Consider the following 16,803-nt stretch of genomic DNA (forward strand, 5'->3'; position numbering starts at 1 on the left):
AAAGAAATACTAAAAGGATTTCCTCCAGAAGCATTACAAGAAACAATGCGTTCTTCAACAAGAGAAATCATTACTTTTGAAAACATATTAGCAAAATACCAAGGAAAAACTATTTTTGTGGATATATGGGCTTCATGGTGTAGCGATTGTTTGATTGGAATTCCCGGAATCAAAGAAATTCAAAAAAATAATCCGCAATTAACATACCTATTTATATCTTTAGACCGAAATGTACAAAGCTGGAAAGCAGGAATTGAAAAATATGGACTCAAAGGAGAATATTACTTTCTAAAGTCAGGAATGAAAGGTACATTTGGAAAAGCAATAGATGTCGATTGGATTCCCAGATACATGATCGTCAATCCCGATGGTAGTATCAAACTCTTTGAAGCCATAAAAACAAATGATGAAGCATTGCTAAATGCATTAAAATAACAATAAATAGGTTAATAAAAAACAATAAAATGAGACGTAAAATAGTTGCAGGAAACTGGAAAATGAACAATGATCTTTCAGAAACGGAAGCATTATTAAATGATTTAATTGCACAAGTACCGAATACGGATGTAAATGTCATGGTAGCACCAACTTATGTAAATCTTTTTCAGGCGTTTAACGTATTAAAAGAACATAACATAGAAGTAATTGCTCAAAACATGCATCAAGAAGCTAAAGGAGCATATACTGGTGAAATTTCAGCAAACATGCTAAAAAGTGTTGGTATAAATACTGCAATTTTAGGACATAGCGAACGTAGAGCATACTTCGGAGAAACAGATGAATTACTAGCTAAAAAAGCAGATGCTGCTTTAGCAAATGACATACAAGTAGTATTCTGTTTTGGAGAAGAATTAGAAGATCGCAAAGCTGGAAATCATTTTTCAGTAGTAGAAAGCCAATTAAAAAATGCACTATTTCACTTAGATGCTTCTGCTTGGAAAAATATCATTCTTGCATACGAACCAGTTTGGGCTATTGGAACCGGAGAAACGGCTTCTCCAGAACAAGCGCAAGAAATGCACGCTTTTATTCGTAAAACCATCTCTGAAAAATTTGGAAGCGAAATAGCAGATGAACTTTCTATTTTATATGGAGGAAGTGTAAAACCTGCCAATGCCGCCGAAATCTTTGCCAAAGAAGATGTAGATGGAGGATTGATAGGTGGCGCTTCCTTAAAAGCAGCTGATTTTGTAGCAATCATTAACGCATTCTAATCATGTCTACAACATATATTGGATATACCTTCAAAGTATCACCAGTACAACCAGCTACTGAAATATTAATAGCTGAGTTAGGTTTTGCAGGATTTGAAAGCTTTGTGGAAAATGAAGAAGGTGTCAACGCCTACATTCAAAAAGACGATTGGCACGATGCTATTTTGGACGATATTCAAATACTGAAAAATACAGAATTCAGTATCAGTTATCAACAAGAAGAAATTGCGCAAGTCAACTGGAATGAAGAATGGGAAAAGAATTTTGAACCTATTGAAGTAGATGGAAAGTGTGTAGTTAGAGCGCCTTTTCATGAGCAACCATCCGTAGAATATGACATTGTAATTGAACCAAAAATGAGTTTTGGAACTGGTCATCATGAAACTACACACATGATGTTACAACATATATTAAACACAGATGTTACCGGCAAAAAAGTATTAGATATGGGGTGCGGAACTGGTGTTTTAGCTATTCTGGCAGAAATGAAAGGAGCCCAACCACTTGATGCTATTGACATTGATAATTGGTGCTATTTAAATTCGCTAGAAAATGTAGAACGCAATAACTGTAAGCATATCGCTGTATATGAAGGAGATGTTTCTTTGTTAGAGGGAAAAAACTATGATATCATCATAGCTAACATCAACAGAAACATCTTATTAAACGATATTCATCAATATGCTGCTTGTTTAAATGAGAATGGAATCCTCTTCTTAAGTGGCTTTTATAGTGAAGACATTCCTATGATTACAGATGAATGTGAAAAAAACAAGTTAAAATTTGCAGACAAACTCGAAAAAAACAATTGGGTTTCATTAAAATTTGTAAATTCGTAGTAAAATATTGAATATGAGTATACAAGAACAAATTAAAGAAGACTTACTGACCTTAGAAGATATACAAAAGAACAATGAAATTGTGTTGTATAACGATGATGTAAACACTTTTGATCATGTTATTCAAACACTCATATATGCATGTGATCATACTGCTGAGCAAGCAGAACAGTGTTCCATAATTGTTCATTACAAAGGAAAATGCACGGTAAAGACAGGAGAGTATAAAGACTTAAAACCTAGATGCAGTAAACTGTTAGAAGCAGGACTTTCTGCAGAAATAATCTAGCTAACATAAAGAATTTTAGTACATTATAAATCAATAGGCGCTTTTAGTAAAGCGCCTATTTTTTTGATGAATATCTAACAAAACACATTAAATCTGTTAATTTTTTAGAAAAATGTAATCTTTTTAACACTTTATTAGGAATTATTTAACTGAATTTATAATTTTATTGTGTGTTAAAAATCGCTCCAAACAATTATTAACATTAACCGAAAAAACTTCTAAAATGAAAAAAATTAAAAACTTAGCAATGCTAATTGCATTGGCTATGGGGCTATCTTTAACATCTTGTAGCAAAGAAAATGACACAGTAAGCAATGATCAAGATTCTGCAATCGGAATTTCTCAAGAAGTGCTGCAAAAAGCGCAAGATCTTCACTTCAATACCTTTGACATGCAAGAAGTCTCAATGGAAAAGCCAGGAGGTAAAATTGAGCAAGGATTTATGCTTGAAGGTGATATCTTTATGACTCGCGACCAATTAATGAATATGGTGCTTGGCGGAGATATTACAAGCAAACAATATCGTACAAACAATCTTGTAAATGACGGTGTAATTACAATCATTGGGTATACAGGAAATAATTCTAATGGAATTACACAAAAAATGCGTACAGGTCTTCAGTGGGCTGTAAATAACTATAATAGATTAAACTTAGATATTAGTTTCCAATTAACTTTTGGTACTGATTACCAAAACAAAGATATGGTAGTGTATCAAGTAGCTGGTGGAGCTGGTGGATCTGCAGGTTTCCCTTCAGGAGGAAATCCAAACAAATGGGTTCGTATTAATTCAGGGTTAGCTCCTTACAGCAACAATGTACATGAGCACGTAATCGGACACGAAATTGGACACTCTATCGGATTCCGTCACTCAGATTATTTCAGCAGACAAAGTTGTGGACAAAATACAAACGAAGGAAGTGCAGGAGTTGGAGCAATTCACATCCCAGGAACACCTACAGGATGGGATCCAACATCATTAATGAATGCTTGCTTTAGCTCTAGCGAAGATGGAGAATTCAACAATAATGATATTACAGCATTAAGATTCCTTTACTAAAAACCTATTTATTACAAGCGTAATAATTAATACTTTAAAATAAAAAATCGAGAGTGATTTTTAACACAGAAAAGGCGCATGACCAAGCGCCTTTTCGTTATTTATAGCCGTATGTTTTATGAATGTATAAACGAAATCAATCAATAAAAAGAAGTGTATACATAAATAAAATACATTTGTGTAAATGATGTACTTACTCCAAAATAAAAAAGATAAAAAAATAATAAAAGTACAAATTATCGCAAGTGAATCATTTTCATCTCTCTTTAAAAATCCAAACTTTTACGGTGTATTCTTCTTCCATAATGGCGAATGTATCTTAACTTTTGAAGGGAAAGAAAAAACGATTTCTAATCAAAATGTGCTGTTTTATTATCCGTATCAACAACTGCATATAACAGGAAGTTTTGAAGGTGTATGTATTCAATTTCATCCCGATTTTTTCTGTATTGACATTCATGCAAAAGACATAGGCTGCCAAGGATTATTATTTAATAACTTTATGAATGACCAAATATTAGCGTGTTCAAAAGAGGAATATGCTGATGTATTAGACTATTATTCAAAAAGAATTGTCTCAAAAAGAAATTGGACAATTAGATATGATATCTAGTCAATTAAAAATGCTGCTCATACAAGCAGTTCGTTATAAAAAAAAGAAACAAGAAATTGCATCTGCTCGAAAAGAAAACCTTCACTATCAAATAGAAAAGTTGATAGATGCGCATTTTAAAAATAATCATCTGTAGCTTTTTATGCAAATAAAGTTGAAGTGTCGGTATCTACTTTTAGCAGACTTTATAAAAAATATTTTCAAAATAGTTTCATCACACTTCTCAATCTAAAACGCATTGCAAGCGCAAAAAATAAATTGTTTTTGACAAATACACCAATCAAAGATATTGCTTATAAAGTGGGTTACAAGGATCCATCATACTTTAGTAGAATTTTTAAAAAAACACACCAAAATTTCGCCAAAAGAGTTCTGAAAACAACTGAAAACTAACAGATTGATTTAATTGTCCATCTGTTGGTTCAATCGTCCTTAAATATAGTATTGTAACATGTTAGTTTTGTTTAAAACTAAAAATTTACACAATGGGACAAAATGGCATATGGTTGCTTACTATGCAAACCTCAACACCACAAGAAGGATATGAACTTGCCATAAAATTATCCAGAATGGGCGTAAAATCCACACAGCCAGATGTAGAAGTATTAAAAAAAATACATCCAGAATATGCGAACAATCCAACAGATCTTACAAGAGCTTCACATGTAATTGCTGTTAATTTTCAAACAATTGCTGTAGCAAATGATTATTGGAAATCATAACTTTTGAATAGATATTGAAAAATTCACTTCATACCTAAATTCATAGACATATATACATGCCGCAAATCTACAATGAAGTGAATTTATTAGATTTTTGGAAATAAGATAAGCTTACATACTTCTTAAAGATCGATGTAGCATATACAAATTTGCCATCCATTGAACGATTCAGGATCATAGGAAACTCCTTGTGAACCATTGCAACAACCAGTTCCTCCTTGACAAGGACATTCACAGGTCTCTGCCGGGACTGCTCCACCGATTTTAGACTGTTCTAACTTGGAAATTGATTCTTTGCTGAGTTTTAGTTTTTTGAATTTACTTTTTTTTTCATAATGTGCAGAATATTAGGTTTATCGCATTAAATATAATGTTTGTAAAACCGTATCTAATCTTACATTTTGTAGTATTTATGAAGGAAAAATCAATAAAATGTATGTTGGACATACGTTAAATGACTTCATTTCTATAGCTAGTAGGAGCATGTCCTACATGTCTTTTAAAATATTTGACAAAATAAGAAGGATCGTCAAAACCTACTTTAAAAGCTATTTCACCTATTTGTAAAGAAGTGAATTTCAGCAAACGTTTTGCTTGTAAAATAATGCGATTTGCAATAATTTCAGAAGCAGATTTTTTGGCAATTTCTTTGGTAATGGTATTCAATGTTTTAGAAGAAATATATAAGAGTTGGGCATAATCAGCTACCGATAATCCTTTTGCATAATTATCTTCCACAAGTTCTTTATACTTAGCGAATTGTAATTCGTAATGATTCTTAAATGTCAATTGTCGATGCTGTTCTTTTTGATGTACACGCTCCAAATTAATCAACAAAGCTTTTAACGAAAATCGAATACTATCTTCATAACCAAATTGTGTTCGGTTTGAAAGTTCTCGTGAAATCAGTTTGGTATGTAAATGTGCCGTTTCAGCAGTATCATCATCAATAATATATTGCGGATTTTCTTGAGAATTGAAAATGTGATACTTTAAAAAAATATCTACATCATTATGCATAAAAAAGCTTTCATTAAAATGAATTAACAAACCTTGTATATCCAAGTTATCATCAAAAGCATGCACACGATCCTTTGCTATAAAAAAAATCATGTTTTTTCGGATTTCATAAGATTCAAAATCGACAACATGGCTACCTCCATCTTCAAAAAACCAAATAACTTGATAATAACTGTGTGAATGTGGAATTGCAGCTTTTTCAACACTTCGCTTTCGATATGCATTCAAATCATACATTTCAAATTGAAGCATCTCTGGATGTGCTTTATGCAGATGATACTGTGCGATATGTTTGGTAGAATCTTTCAAAAGTCAATTTAAAAATACAATAAGTTTCCAAGAATCAGGCTATGGATATAATTTTCTCTGCAGCATTCAAACCACTTAGCACAGCGCCATCCATATAACCACCATGAATAGCAGCGGTTTCAGCTCCTGAAAATAGTAGCTTTCCGTCGAAATACATTTCCTGAAACTTCGGATTACCATAGCGTGGACTCATATAAATAGATTTAATGTCATTAGAAGCCGTAAAATGATACTGTGACCAATCTTTCTCTTGGTAAGTCACATAGTCTAAAACTTCCTTTCCTAAATATTTTTGTATATAGTCTAAGATTTTAGTCTTCCGTTCTTCTTTAGAAACATCACGCAATGCTTCATTTACAAAACCCATCAGGCTAAAATTGTTGTTATTTACGCAGCAATGATCGTAAAGCTCCGTTACACAACCAATCTGTCCAATAATAGTTCCCGAAAAGCCTTTAGCCTTCCAAAAAGGTTCTTTAAAAGTCAAACCTACTTTCATAGCATTGCTCATCCACGTATGTGTATTTTTCATGTCTTGCACTAAATCTGCTGGCAATTCAGGAGAAAACTTGATGTTGGAGGCAATTCTTGGGGGAATGGTAATAATAACTTTGTTTGCAATGTAATTACTTGTATTTGTGGTGATAACGAATTTGTTTTCTAATTCTACAACCTTTGAAACAATAGTGTTGGTATGAATTTTATCTCTATAAAATGACGCTAACTTTTCAATCAACGCAATAGATCCACCAGCAATTCGAAACGCTGATGGATAACTTGGATCGTTTTCAAAATAATGGGCAGGAGCCATGGAATTGTAGACCAACACACTTTTTCCATGACTAAATTGATGAAACTTCTTTATAGCGACTTCATCAATAAGTGCAGACAAATGTTCATGATGGTTTTGGAACCAAGTAGCACCAAAATCTATATGTTGCTCAGTCATAATACGACCGCCAATACGATCTCTAGCTTCTAAAACCAACAGATCAGTTTCACCTTTTTGGTATAATTTAAAAGCAGTCGTTAAGCCAGACAAGCCTGCGCCAATAATTATGTATTTAACTTTCTTTTGTGTCACAATCGCTTCTTTTAATTTCTTCCTGACATTACGCCTCCATCAGTATCCCAAATAGCGCCAGTTACCCATGATGCTTTATCTGAAAGCAAATATGAAATGGTGTCTGCTACATCTTGTGCTTTTCCATTGCGTCCAATTGGATGGAATCCATGGAAACTTTGTAAGGCATCATGCGCTTCTTGTTTTCCTCCAAAAACACTTTCATACACAGGAGTTTCAACAACCGCAGGAGAAACAGCATTTACACGAATCTTATGATCTGCCAATTCCATAGCCAAATGTTGTGTCAATGAATGCAATCCAGCTTTCTGCATAGAATACGCTGAAGAAGGTGTTGCTTTTATGGCTTGTTTTGCCCACATAGAACCCACATTTACAATAGCGCCACCATTGGTTAAGCTCATCTTTTTAGCTGCTGCTTGCGTAATAAAGAAAAAACCTCTATTTAAATCTTGATACGAATCGTAATCCGCTATAGTATGATCTAAAAAAGCTTTCGGCCCAAAAATTCCAGAAGCGTTTACGAGATAATCTAAATTATCTAATCCATTGATCTTTTCGTTCAAAGTATCAACCTCTGCCGCATTGGTAATATCTACTTGATGTGTATGTAAATTTTTGCCAGCTACATTTTTAAACGCTTCCAGTTTTGTAGTATTTGTGCCGACTACGTGTACCTCAACACCTTCGTTTAATAAATTTTGTGCAGTGGCTCTTCCAATTCCACTACTTCCGCCTATAATTAATGCTCTTTTACTCATGTTGTATATTTTTTTATGATTTATATTTTTTACAAGACAAAAGTAATTTGCTATCAAAAGAAGAAATAGTGCATATTAGACAATGAATGGTAATTTTGGGAAAATGATTTTCTAAAAAGAAAAATCCTTCTCAAAAATAGGAGAAGGATTCTATAATATTTGTATTTTATGTTCTTTATAATGTAGACGGACATACAAATTCTGTCAACGGAATATTGGTCTTTTCAATGGCAGCAAATCCTCCAGCAACATCAATTACCTTGTGAAAACCGCGTGCTTTTAAAATAGAAGCCGCTATCACAGAACGATATCCACCAGCACAATGAATATGATATTCTGTTGTCGAATCAATTTCGCTCATATTGTTATTGATATAATCTAAGGCAAAATGTTGCGCGCCCTCAATATGTTTTGCTTTGTATTCGCCATCTTTACGAACATCCAATACATTAAGTTTGTTTTCTAACAATCGTTTTTCAAACTCATCTGCAGGAATAGATTCAATGCTAGCAGTTTCTCGTCCGCTAGCTTTCCATGCTTCAATACCACCTTCTAAGTATCCTAAAGTATTATCGAATCCAACTCTAGAAAGACGTGTAATGGCTTCTCCAGATTTTCCTTCTGGTACAATTAATACAATTGGTTGTTGCAAATCTTTAATCAATGCACCAACCCAAGGAGCAAAGCTACCGTCAAGTCCAATAAAAATACTATTTGGAATGTGTTCAGTTGTAAAATCTTCTCGGTTACGAACATCCAAAACTAAAGTATCTTCTTCGTTGGCTAAGGCTTCAAGTCGTTCAGGACTAAGAGGAATGTTTCCTTTTTCCAAAACGGTTTCAAAAGAAGTATATCCAACTTTATTTAACAAAGCATTTTTAGCAAAATACTGTGGAGGTGGAGCAATTCCATCCAACACTTCTTTTACAAATTCTTCTTTGGTCATATCAGCACGCAACGCGTAATTTGTTTGCTTTTGTTCTCCTAAAACACCTACAGTTTCTTTGCTCAAGTTTTTTCCGCAAGCAGAACCAGCACCATGTGCAGGATACACGATAATATCATCAGCTAAAGGCATAATCTTTGTACGAAGCGAATCGTAAAGCATTCCAGCCAAATCTTCTTTGGTCAAATCTGATTTAATGGCCAAATCTGGTCGTCCAACATCACCTAAAAAGAGCGTGTCACCAGAAAAAATAGCATGTTCTTTTCCGTTTTCATCAATCAATAAATACGTAGTAGATTCTAAGGTGTGCCCTGGTGTATGTAAAACTTTTATTTTGAGGTTTCCTAAAGTGAATACTTCATTATCTGCTGCGCTGTACATTTCGTAATCAGTCTTTGCATTAGGACCAAAAACGATTGTTGCACCAGTTGCTTTAGCCAAATCTAAATGACCTGACACAAAGTCTGCATGAAAATGTGTTTCAAAAACATACTTGATTTTCACGCTGTTAGCTTTTGCTTTGTCAATATATGTCTGCGTTTCTCGTAATGGATCAATTATTGCAGCTTCACCATTAGATTCTATATAATACGCACCTTGCGCTAAGCAACCTGTATATATTTGTTCAATCTTCATTCTTATGATTTTACAGTTACAAATATAACAAACATTATGATTGTAAGTGTTGTACAGCGTTGGTATTAATTTGTTAAAAATTATATACCGTTTATGAGAATATTGCAATAAAAAGCATGTTAAAATGCTATATTTATCCAGAAATTACTATGAAAATGCCTACAAAAAAGTTTAAAATATGTATCACTATGGCTGGTGCTGTTTCAGCAGGAGCCTATACCGCAGGAGTTATTGATTATTTGTTAGAATCTTTGTACCTATGGGAAAAAGCCAAAGAACGCAATAGAAATTTAGGAAAAGATCATCCAGAATATGATGAATCGATTCCTATGCATGATGTAGAATTGGAAGTATTGAGTGGTGCTTCTGCAGGAGGAATTACGGGAACATTGACTGTATTAAGCTTACTAGACAAAGATCATCGGTTTGTGAATAAGGACAACCCTACAGGAGAAAACAATGTTTTTTATCAGTCTTGGGTAAAAATGGCAGATACCGATACAGAAACGTCTTTGATGCAATTGCTGCATGTAGATGATTTGAAAGTTGACGAATATCCAGAGTCGTTGCTCAATGTGGCGCCCATCGAATCCATTGCCGATAATGCTTTAAAAACGAATGATCATGTAGCATTTCCTAGTTATGTTTCCAAAAGCTTAGACTTAGTTTTGACAACAACGAACTTACGAGGCTTAAATTTTAATATAGATTTTAAGGATAGTGAAAGTGTTATTACGAATCATGGAGGCTTTTTTCGATACAAAATAGCAAATGACCAACATAAGTCAGGAATTCCTGAGCATGAAGACTCTTTATATTTTGTGTTAGATTTAAAAGATCCAGAACATATAAACTATCTGAAAAATGCTACTTTAAGTACTTCTGCTTTTCCTATTGGATTAAAATCCCGAGAAATTACCATTGCGAATGAATATGTAGCGCGCTATCCAAAATATTTATTTGATAGGAGTGAAGGCATTCGTGTGGATTTTAAGAAAGATGATATATATAGGTTTAATTCGGTAGATGGTGGATTAATCAACAATGAACCTTTTGGTATATGCATGAAAGTACTTATTGAGAAGAATGAAACCATCCGTGAAGACGATAACTATGCTATTGTCATGGTTGATCCTTTTCCAAATCAAGATCATGATTTGGATCCGTACGATAGCAAACGTGATATTATTACTACAGCCAAAGGAATGTTTAAAGCACTGCGAAATCAAGTAATGTTTAATCAAGATGGAATTTTAGAAGCATTGTCTTTAAGCAATAGAACCAAATTTTTGGTAGAACCTAAGCGTAAGCATAAAACTATTAAAGGATGGATACGTTCTAAAAAAGATTTGGCTTCAGCACCTTTAAGTGGTTTTGGTGGGTTTTTAGATGAATCGTTTCGTGCACATGATTTTCACTTAGGAAGAAAAAACTGCCAATCATTTTTACGTTATTATTTTGCAGTAGAAAACAAAAATATAGTCAAGCGTTTTGGTGCGCAAGTGACAGCTGCTGCTAAAAATCGTTTTTCATACAGTGATAAAGACGATTTGAATAAAGTACCAAAATACTTTCCTATTATTCCTGATATGCGCGCCTTGCAGGTAATCAATAAAAAATTTGATACTGAAACGTATGGAGTAGATGCAAGTTTAGAATATCCAGAGTATCCAAAATATAATATGGAAACTTTTGATAAGGTATATAAGAAACCAATTCAAAAACGAATTCGTGCCATCATAAAATCATTTACTAAAAGTGGTTTTTACACCTTTGCTTTTCGACTTCTTGGACAACGAAAAGCCTATAAAGTTGTTCGTAAAACAATCAAAGATAGTTTGGACGAGAGTGGACTTTTATAGAAATGTCTTTTAAAAAACTAACAAATTTTAGGAATATGAATCGTTTTAAATTGGCTTAAATCCAAATTTTAGACTCTATTCTTATCCACAAATTTATAAAACTGTAGGTTTCAAAAGGACTCAGCTTTTTTTAAAAAACTTCCACGCTAGATAGTTTTTATGTGTTGATAATCAGTATTTTAAACACTTATGTATTTGCCCGTAATTTATAAATTACGTGTGCATTTTCTTTTATCATACGACTAGTTTGTCTAAGTTTACCATAGGTTTTTTAGGTTATTTATTCTTCAAAAGAAAAATTTACATACTAAATGTAAGTCCGCTTAAAGAAGAATATATTTCTTATGCAAAAAGGAGTGTTGGGGGACGCTCCTTTTTTGTTTTTCTACACAAAATCTAACGCTTATTTTTATTTTTCAACGCCTATAAAATAATTTACCACTTCTACCAAACCTTTTTACTACATTAGATCAAGTTTCAATGAGTATTTTATTGAGGTTTATTATTCTACAAACAGAAAGGAACGTTGGGGAACGTTCCTTTCGCTTTATATAAAATGCTTCTTTTAGAAGCTAATACTTTTTTTTATAATTTATATTGTTATTCTAATATATGTTGTTTTGACCATTGATAAGTTTTCTAATTAGCATTTCTGTCTTAATAAGTAGACATGTGGAACTGATACTGATTTATATATAAATCATAGCTAACTGTCTGATTGTCTGTAGAAAACATTTTATTTTGAACACTTATCGTTAAAATACTGTCATTCGTCTATACTATGTTGCTGATTTATCGACTTTAGGGAGTATATATTATTCATCCCTTTATATTTGTTATATACATTTAGTATTACGATAATTACAATCTGGTAAATTGTAAAATATAAAGAACTTTTAATGCCCCAAAAGTTCTTTTTTTCTTTTCTGAACTATTGCATTCTCCTAAATCTTTTCTTTTTTTGTTAGTTTAACGATCTATTACGACCACTCATCTATATATAATTGTATTTTCATCGACTTTGTATGAGGTAGAGTAAATACTAGAGTATATTTACACTGTTACTATTTAGTATTGAAGTGACAATCTGATAAATTGTTTAAAAAATAAAAAAAGAATCCTTTGCCCTGAGGATTCTTTTTTTTTGGAGCATTTCTAAAAATTAAAAACTGATATATTTATCTTCTTTTCAGAAAGTTTTTTCTACGTAATTATTTCTTTTTTTTTATGAAAGCATCTTGAAATTCTCTTACTTTCATAGCGTGAATTTCGCTCTTAGACTTCCCTTTTTGTTGTTCTAAATAACCATTAAAAGCATGACTTAGATATAAAGGTGACGATGGATTACCGCTACTGAAACTTTTAGCACTGTGACATGATAAGCAGTTTGTTAAGTTTTCTGCATCAATACTACTTAAACTAGATTCAAATGTTTGTGTATACGTTTCCATAGAAATATTTGCTGAGTTTAAAGAACCTCTCGCTACTGATCCTGGTGTTGCACTTCCTAAGCCATATCCTTCTTTGATTAATAAAGCAACTTGTTCTTCTGGTGTTAAACCATCTGTATTAATCCATATAGAACCTGTATATGCATAATTATTCCAAACATCTGTTAGATTTTTAGCAACACAAGCATCAATAGTCCCAATATTGTTGAAGTTTTCAGGTTCTGATTGACTCGTTTTCATAAAGTTTGTTGTAGGATCACTTCCTTCAACTCTAGGAACACCATATTGGAAAAGCGTATATGCTTCATCTTCTGCTTTTGGTGCTGATCCGCCCCATGTAATTCCATCAATGTTAGAAACACTTCCTTTTTTGAATAATAATTTTTCAACATCGGCACTTGCAGTTCCTTTTGTCCAATCAAAAATTGGTGCTAAACTATTATGCTCAAATGTTGCCCAAATAAATTCTGGATGATTTTCCACTACGCCAACAACATGCATTCCTAAAAGAGCTACTTCTGTCATAGTACCGTCAATACTTGCATTTGTTGTAAAATAGTTAGCTACATCCGATTGAGGAATGGCTGAAGTAGCAACCCACGATGTTTTTAGTTCAAAAGATCCTACAGGGAACACTTTTGAGTTATTAGGGTCTAGCGTTCCGTCAATTATTTGTGTGCCGTAAGTGGTTCCAGTTTCATACATGGTATCATTCATGAAAATAGCATAATATACGGTTGCAGAACTACCATTGTTAAAGTTTGGATTTGATGTTAAAATTCCTGCCGAACCCGCTTGTTTTTCTTCTGATGCAGAAAGTGTTAAAGAAGCGCCACTAGGAATGGTTAAAGGATTCATATACGGATCAACCTGTGAAATACTTCCATCTCTTAAGAATAAAGGTGTTTTATTGCTGTCAGGAACTGTTAACCATAAGAATTTTTGCCATGACCATTGGTGGAATATACAGTTTGTAGTTTCACTGGCTGCAAATGGACTATCAGCTCCTTCTGCAGGCGCCGGTGTTTGTGTATGTGGAAACCAATCTGTTTCACATTCGCAAGGACTTGTTGAGGTATCTGCCTCTGCTAAGTTGTAATCTGCTTGCGCTTTGGCTTTAGAAGCATCAGTTGTAGTTTCGGTGTCTTTTTGCTTATCATCTTTCTTCTTTTCTTCGCAAGAATTTAAAAATAATAAAGCAATGCATAGGAATGCAGTAGTTTTTAATAAGGTTTTCATTTTTGTTATGGTGTTAATATGGTTAGTTTATGGTGTATTTAGATATCTCAAATTTCACAAAAAAAATATATAATACATAGCGTATAAATACTTGATTTTAGCATCAAATCTTGAATTATCAATAAAAAGGTAAGAAAAAGGAAGTTAAGAAGGAATATAAATAGTTTGTGTTACTATTTTATATGTAGTTTTTAATGCGATTTAAGAGTGTTTTATTTACGTGCGAGAAATTGAATCGACTAGTTTTAAAATAGTGGGCATTCTATGTGGACCGTGGAGTAGTTGAATCTTTTCTAAAACAGTTTCTTTGTCAATGCCAATACAGGATACAAACAATGGACTTTCGCTCGTACCGCGTTTGATTGGTGTAGCTACTTTTTCAGTATGAATAAATGATTTTTTTGCAATACCAATAATCGGGATTTTTTTATCGAGAGCTTCCCAAACATAACCGCCTAAACCATATTTATGGTCATTATGTACAAAAACATGTCCATCAAGAATAATCGCCTCTAGTGTATCCAATGATACTTGCTCAAGTACTTTTAAAATACACGGCAATTCTCTTCTATAAAACTCTCCAGAAATATAAGGTTCTACTTCTGTAATAATTTCTGTATAAATATGTTGAGGAGTTTCATCTTCCCAATTAAATACCACACAAACAGCTTTTGCATAAGTTTCTTTATAATGGATATCAATAGCAGCAATCATGGCGTAAAGCTATTAAAATTATAAAAAGAAAGCACTACATTTTAGCAGTGCTTTTTAATATTATTTTTTCTTTCTAGGATAGCGTAAATCTTTGGCTTTGATTTCATAATCAAAAGCTTTGTTTCCATCAGAATCATAAATGGTGAGCACCAGTATACGATCTCTACGTTTTCCTGTGATTTCCATAATTCCAAAATTACGATTGTAGAATGTTTTTCCTTTTACTTGGCGTGTATTACCTTCATCTCTTGGTGAATGCACTCCTGAAGTTAAAGGAGAACAGGTGATATCAATTAAAGGATAAGCATCTTTACGTTCTAGTCTTGAAATTTCAGTATGATGTCTATCTCCACTAATAAAAAGTACACCTTCAATTTTAGCATCATCTAAGCGTTTTAGCAACGCTGCATGTTCTGTTGGATAAGTTATATAGTTTTCAAACTTAGCTACATCACTAATCACTTGTCCACCGTTTACAACAATTTTGAAAGTCGCTCTACTTTTGGTCAATGCATCAATCAGCCAATTAAGTTGTTGTTTTCCAAGGTAGTCTTTATCTGGATTGGGATCTCTATTTGGAGCTTTATGATAACGATCGTCAAGCATAAAGAATTCAACATCATTCCAAGCAAAATGTTGCGTTACACCACCATTTCCAGCAGCATTTGTGTTCAAATTTCCCCAATAGTCGTTAAAAGTCTGTTCAGCAATTCGTTTATTTACATAGCTACGATCTGAGTCATTTGGACCATAATCGTGGTCGTCCCATGTAGCATAATTATGAACGCTACCTAGCAAGGCCTGTAGTTCTTTTGTAGCACGAGTATGTCTGTAACGATGACGAATACCTGTAATTGTCATGAAGTCAGGTGTACGCAAATAGACATTATCTCCAACCCAAATCATTAAATCTGGATCTTTTTGAAGGATAGAATTAAAAATTTGATACTTATCTCCGTATGGTTTTGGACGATCGTCTTTCTTTTCATTTATAAAACTACAGGAACCTAGTGCAATTTTAAAATTTGGTGGATCGGTTCGGTATTGCCATAAAGTTTGTGTTTGAAACTCTAGCTTGTAATTTCTTGGAACATATACATCATTGATGTACAGTTTGTAAGTATAGTTTTTTCCATAATCAACTTCATTTGGGGTCAATTTCGCAATAAAATCGCCTGCTTTAGTTGTTTGAACGGATTCTGTAAACTTTTCGGCTTCGTTTTCAGTAAAATATCCAATTTTTACCTCAGCAGGTTTCGTTGTTTGTACCCAAATCAACGCTTCTCTAAAATCAGAATAACCTACCATTGGACCTGATTGCAATAGGTTTTTTTGAGCAATAGCAATAGTTACACATAAAAAACAGAGAAGTACACTAAAAATCTTTTTCATAAATCGATATTCTATTAGGCTGTAAATTTCGGTATAAAGTTACATAACAAGTTTAAATCTAAGTTATCAATTGCATGAATACTTTCTTATGAATTGTAAACTAGAATATCTTTTGATTCCTAAATAATACATACTTTTAGCACTTAAATAATTATCGAAGTATTTTTTAAGAATGGAAACACCGTTACTTTTTTATAGAACACGAAAACGAAGAAGAAGAACATTATTTTCTTCAATGTTTATCATTTTTATTTCCATGTTAGCGATACTCTTTTTGCCTTCCATAATGACTTATATCTTTTTTGGATTGTTCATTTTTATGGGATGTTATCTGATGAATACATATTTGAAGAATGAACCTTCTGTTATTGTAAGTAAATCTGGAATAAGGAGTTCAGTGAATGGAGTAGGGACAATTTCTTGGAAATTTATAGCCGGATTTGATATTGTATCGGGTATTAACTTTGAAGCTTTGGTTATATTATTAAAAGATCAGGAAACCTTTTTTCAAGATAAAAATAGCATAGTGAAAAATTTGATGAAGTCAAATACAAGACGTTTTGGAAGTCCAGCTGTAATTCCAGAAACTGAGTTTCATGTGTCTTTGCCAGAAGCTATAGAAATGATTGAGAAGTATAGAAACTTAAATTAG

The 16,803-nt window shown here is 33.0% G+C and carries 16 protein-coding genes and 1 pseudogene; 10 read left to right on the forward strand and 7 right to left on the reverse strand.

Annotated features, from left to right (window positions below):
- The first annotated feature begins 45 nt into the window (after positions 1–45).
- The 8 genes and pseudogenes from MK119_RS20495 to MK119_RS20525 all read left to right on the forward strand — a co-directional run bounded on the left by MK119_RS20495 (position 46) and on the right by MK119_RS20525 (position 4,737).
- Positions 46–435, forward strand: coding sequence for a TlpA disulfide reductase family protein (locus MK119_RS20495; RefSeq protein ID WP_290682865.1), 390 nt, complete (start codon positions 46–48; stop codon positions 433–435).
- A 29-nt stretch (positions 436–464) separates the two neighbouring features.
- A complete protein-coding gene (tpiA, locus tag MK119_RS20500; RefSeq protein ID WP_290682867.1) occupies positions 465–1,214 on the forward strand; it encodes a triose-phosphate isomerase in 750 nt (249 codons plus the stop codon).
- Positions 1,215–1,216: 2 nt separating this feature from the next.
- Positions 1,217–2,053, forward strand: a complete 837-nt coding sequence (prmA, locus tag MK119_RS20505; RefSeq protein ID WP_290682869.1) for a 50S ribosomal protein L11 methyltransferase — start codon at positions 1,217–1,219, stop codon at positions 2,051–2,053.
- Positions 2,054–2,066: 13 nt separating this feature from the next.
- The gene (locus MK119_RS20510) at positions 2,067–2,342 is read left to right on the forward strand and encodes an ATP-dependent Clp protease adaptor ClpS (RefSeq protein WP_290682871.1); all 276 of its coding nucleotides are present in this window, start codon (positions 2,067–2,069) and stop codon (positions 2,340–2,342) included.
- Positions 2,343–2,565: 223 nt separating this feature from the next.
- The gene (locus tag MK119_RS20515; RefSeq protein ID WP_290682873.1) at positions 2,566–3,402 is read left to right on the forward strand and encodes a M57 family metalloprotease; all 837 of its coding nucleotides are present in this window, start codon (positions 2,566–2,568) and stop codon (positions 3,400–3,402) included.
- 184 nt (positions 3,403–3,586) lie between these two features.
- Positions 3,587–4,015, forward strand: a complete 429-nt coding sequence (locus MK119_RS20520; protein WP_290682875.1) for a hypothetical protein — start codon at positions 3,587–3,589, stop codon at positions 4,013–4,015.
- 153 nt (positions 4,016–4,168) lie between these two features.
- Positions 4,169–4,408, forward strand: a pseudogene (locus MK119_RS24430) (helix-turn-helix transcriptional regulator); the annotation flags it as partial.
- 92 nt (positions 4,409–4,500) lie between these two features.
- Positions 4,501–4,737: a hexameric tyrosine-coordinated heme protein gene (locus tag MK119_RS20525; RefSeq protein WP_290682877.1), complete on the forward strand. Its 237-nt coding sequence runs from the start codon at positions 4,501–4,503 to the stop codon at positions 4,735–4,737.
- 450 nt (positions 4,738–5,187) lie between these two features.
- Here the strand turns inward: MK119_RS20525 and MK119_RS20530 are convergent, their stop codons facing one another.
- From MK119_RS20530 to MK119_RS20545, 4 genes are all read right to left on the reverse strand, one after another.
- Positions 5,188–6,066 carry an AraC family transcriptional regulator gene (locus tag MK119_RS20530; protein ID WP_290682879.1) on the reverse strand — a complete coding sequence of 293 codons (879 nt, stop codon included), beginning with the start codon at positions 6,064–6,066 and terminating at the stop codon, positions 5,188–5,190.
- A gap of 34 nt (positions 6,067–6,100) precedes the next feature.
- A complete protein-coding gene (locus MK119_RS20535) occupies positions 6,101–7,150 on the reverse strand; it encodes an NAD(P)/FAD-dependent oxidoreductase (protein WP_290682880.1) in 1,050 nt (349 codons plus the stop codon).
- Between the two features lie 11 nt (positions 7,151–7,161).
- On the reverse strand, positions 7,162–7,911 hold the full coding sequence (locus tag MK119_RS20540; RefSeq protein ID WP_290682883.1) for an SDR family oxidoreductase: 750 nt from the start codon (positions 7,909–7,911) through the stop codon (positions 7,162–7,164).
- A 175-nt stretch (positions 7,912–8,086) separates the two neighbouring features.
- Positions 8,087–9,493 (reverse strand): MBL fold metallo-hydrolase, encoded by a 1,407-nt coding sequence (locus MK119_RS20545; RefSeq protein WP_290682885.1) that lies wholly within the window; start codon positions 9,491–9,493, stop codon positions 8,087–8,089.
- Between the two features lie 155 nt (positions 9,494–9,648).
- On the opposite strand from MK119_RS20545, the gene MK119_RS20550 reads away from it, so the two are divergent.
- Positions 9,649–11,355 (forward strand): hypothetical protein, encoded by a 1,707-nt coding sequence (locus tag MK119_RS20550; RefSeq protein WP_290682887.1) that lies wholly within the window; start codon positions 9,649–9,651, stop codon positions 11,353–11,355.
- A gap of 1,211 nt (positions 11,356–12,566) precedes the next feature.
- Here the strand turns inward: MK119_RS20550 and MK119_RS20555 are convergent.
- The 3 genes from MK119_RS20555 to MK119_RS20565 all read right to left on the reverse strand — a co-directional run bounded on the left by MK119_RS20555 (position 12,567) and on the right by MK119_RS20565 (position 16,151).
- Positions 12,567–14,045, reverse strand: a complete 1,479-nt coding sequence (locus MK119_RS20555; RefSeq protein WP_290682889.1) for a hypothetical protein — start codon at positions 14,043–14,045, stop codon at positions 12,567–12,569.
- A 216-nt stretch (positions 14,046–14,261) separates the two neighbouring features.
- A complete protein-coding gene (locus tag MK119_RS20560; RefSeq protein ID WP_290682891.1) occupies positions 14,262–14,759 on the reverse strand; it encodes an endonuclease V in 498 nt (165 codons plus the stop codon).
- A 60-nt stretch (positions 14,760–14,819) separates the two neighbouring features.
- Positions 14,820–16,151 carry an alkaline phosphatase D family protein gene (locus MK119_RS20565; RefSeq protein WP_290682893.1) on the reverse strand — a complete coding sequence of 444 codons (1,332 nt, stop codon included), beginning with the start codon at positions 16,149–16,151 and terminating at the stop codon, positions 14,820–14,822.
- 172 nt (positions 16,152–16,323) lie between these two features.
- Between MK119_RS20565 and MK119_RS20570 the strand changes: the two genes are divergently transcribed.
- Positions 16,324–16,803: an STM3941 family protein gene (locus tag MK119_RS20570; protein WP_290682895.1), complete on the forward strand. Its 480-nt coding sequence runs from the start codon at positions 16,324–16,326 to the stop codon at positions 16,801–16,803.

Origin of the sequence: Kordia sp. (assembly GCF_022447245.1) — a bacterium.
GTDB lineage: Bacteria > Bacteroidota > Bacteroidia > Flavobacteriales > Flavobacteriaceae > Kordia.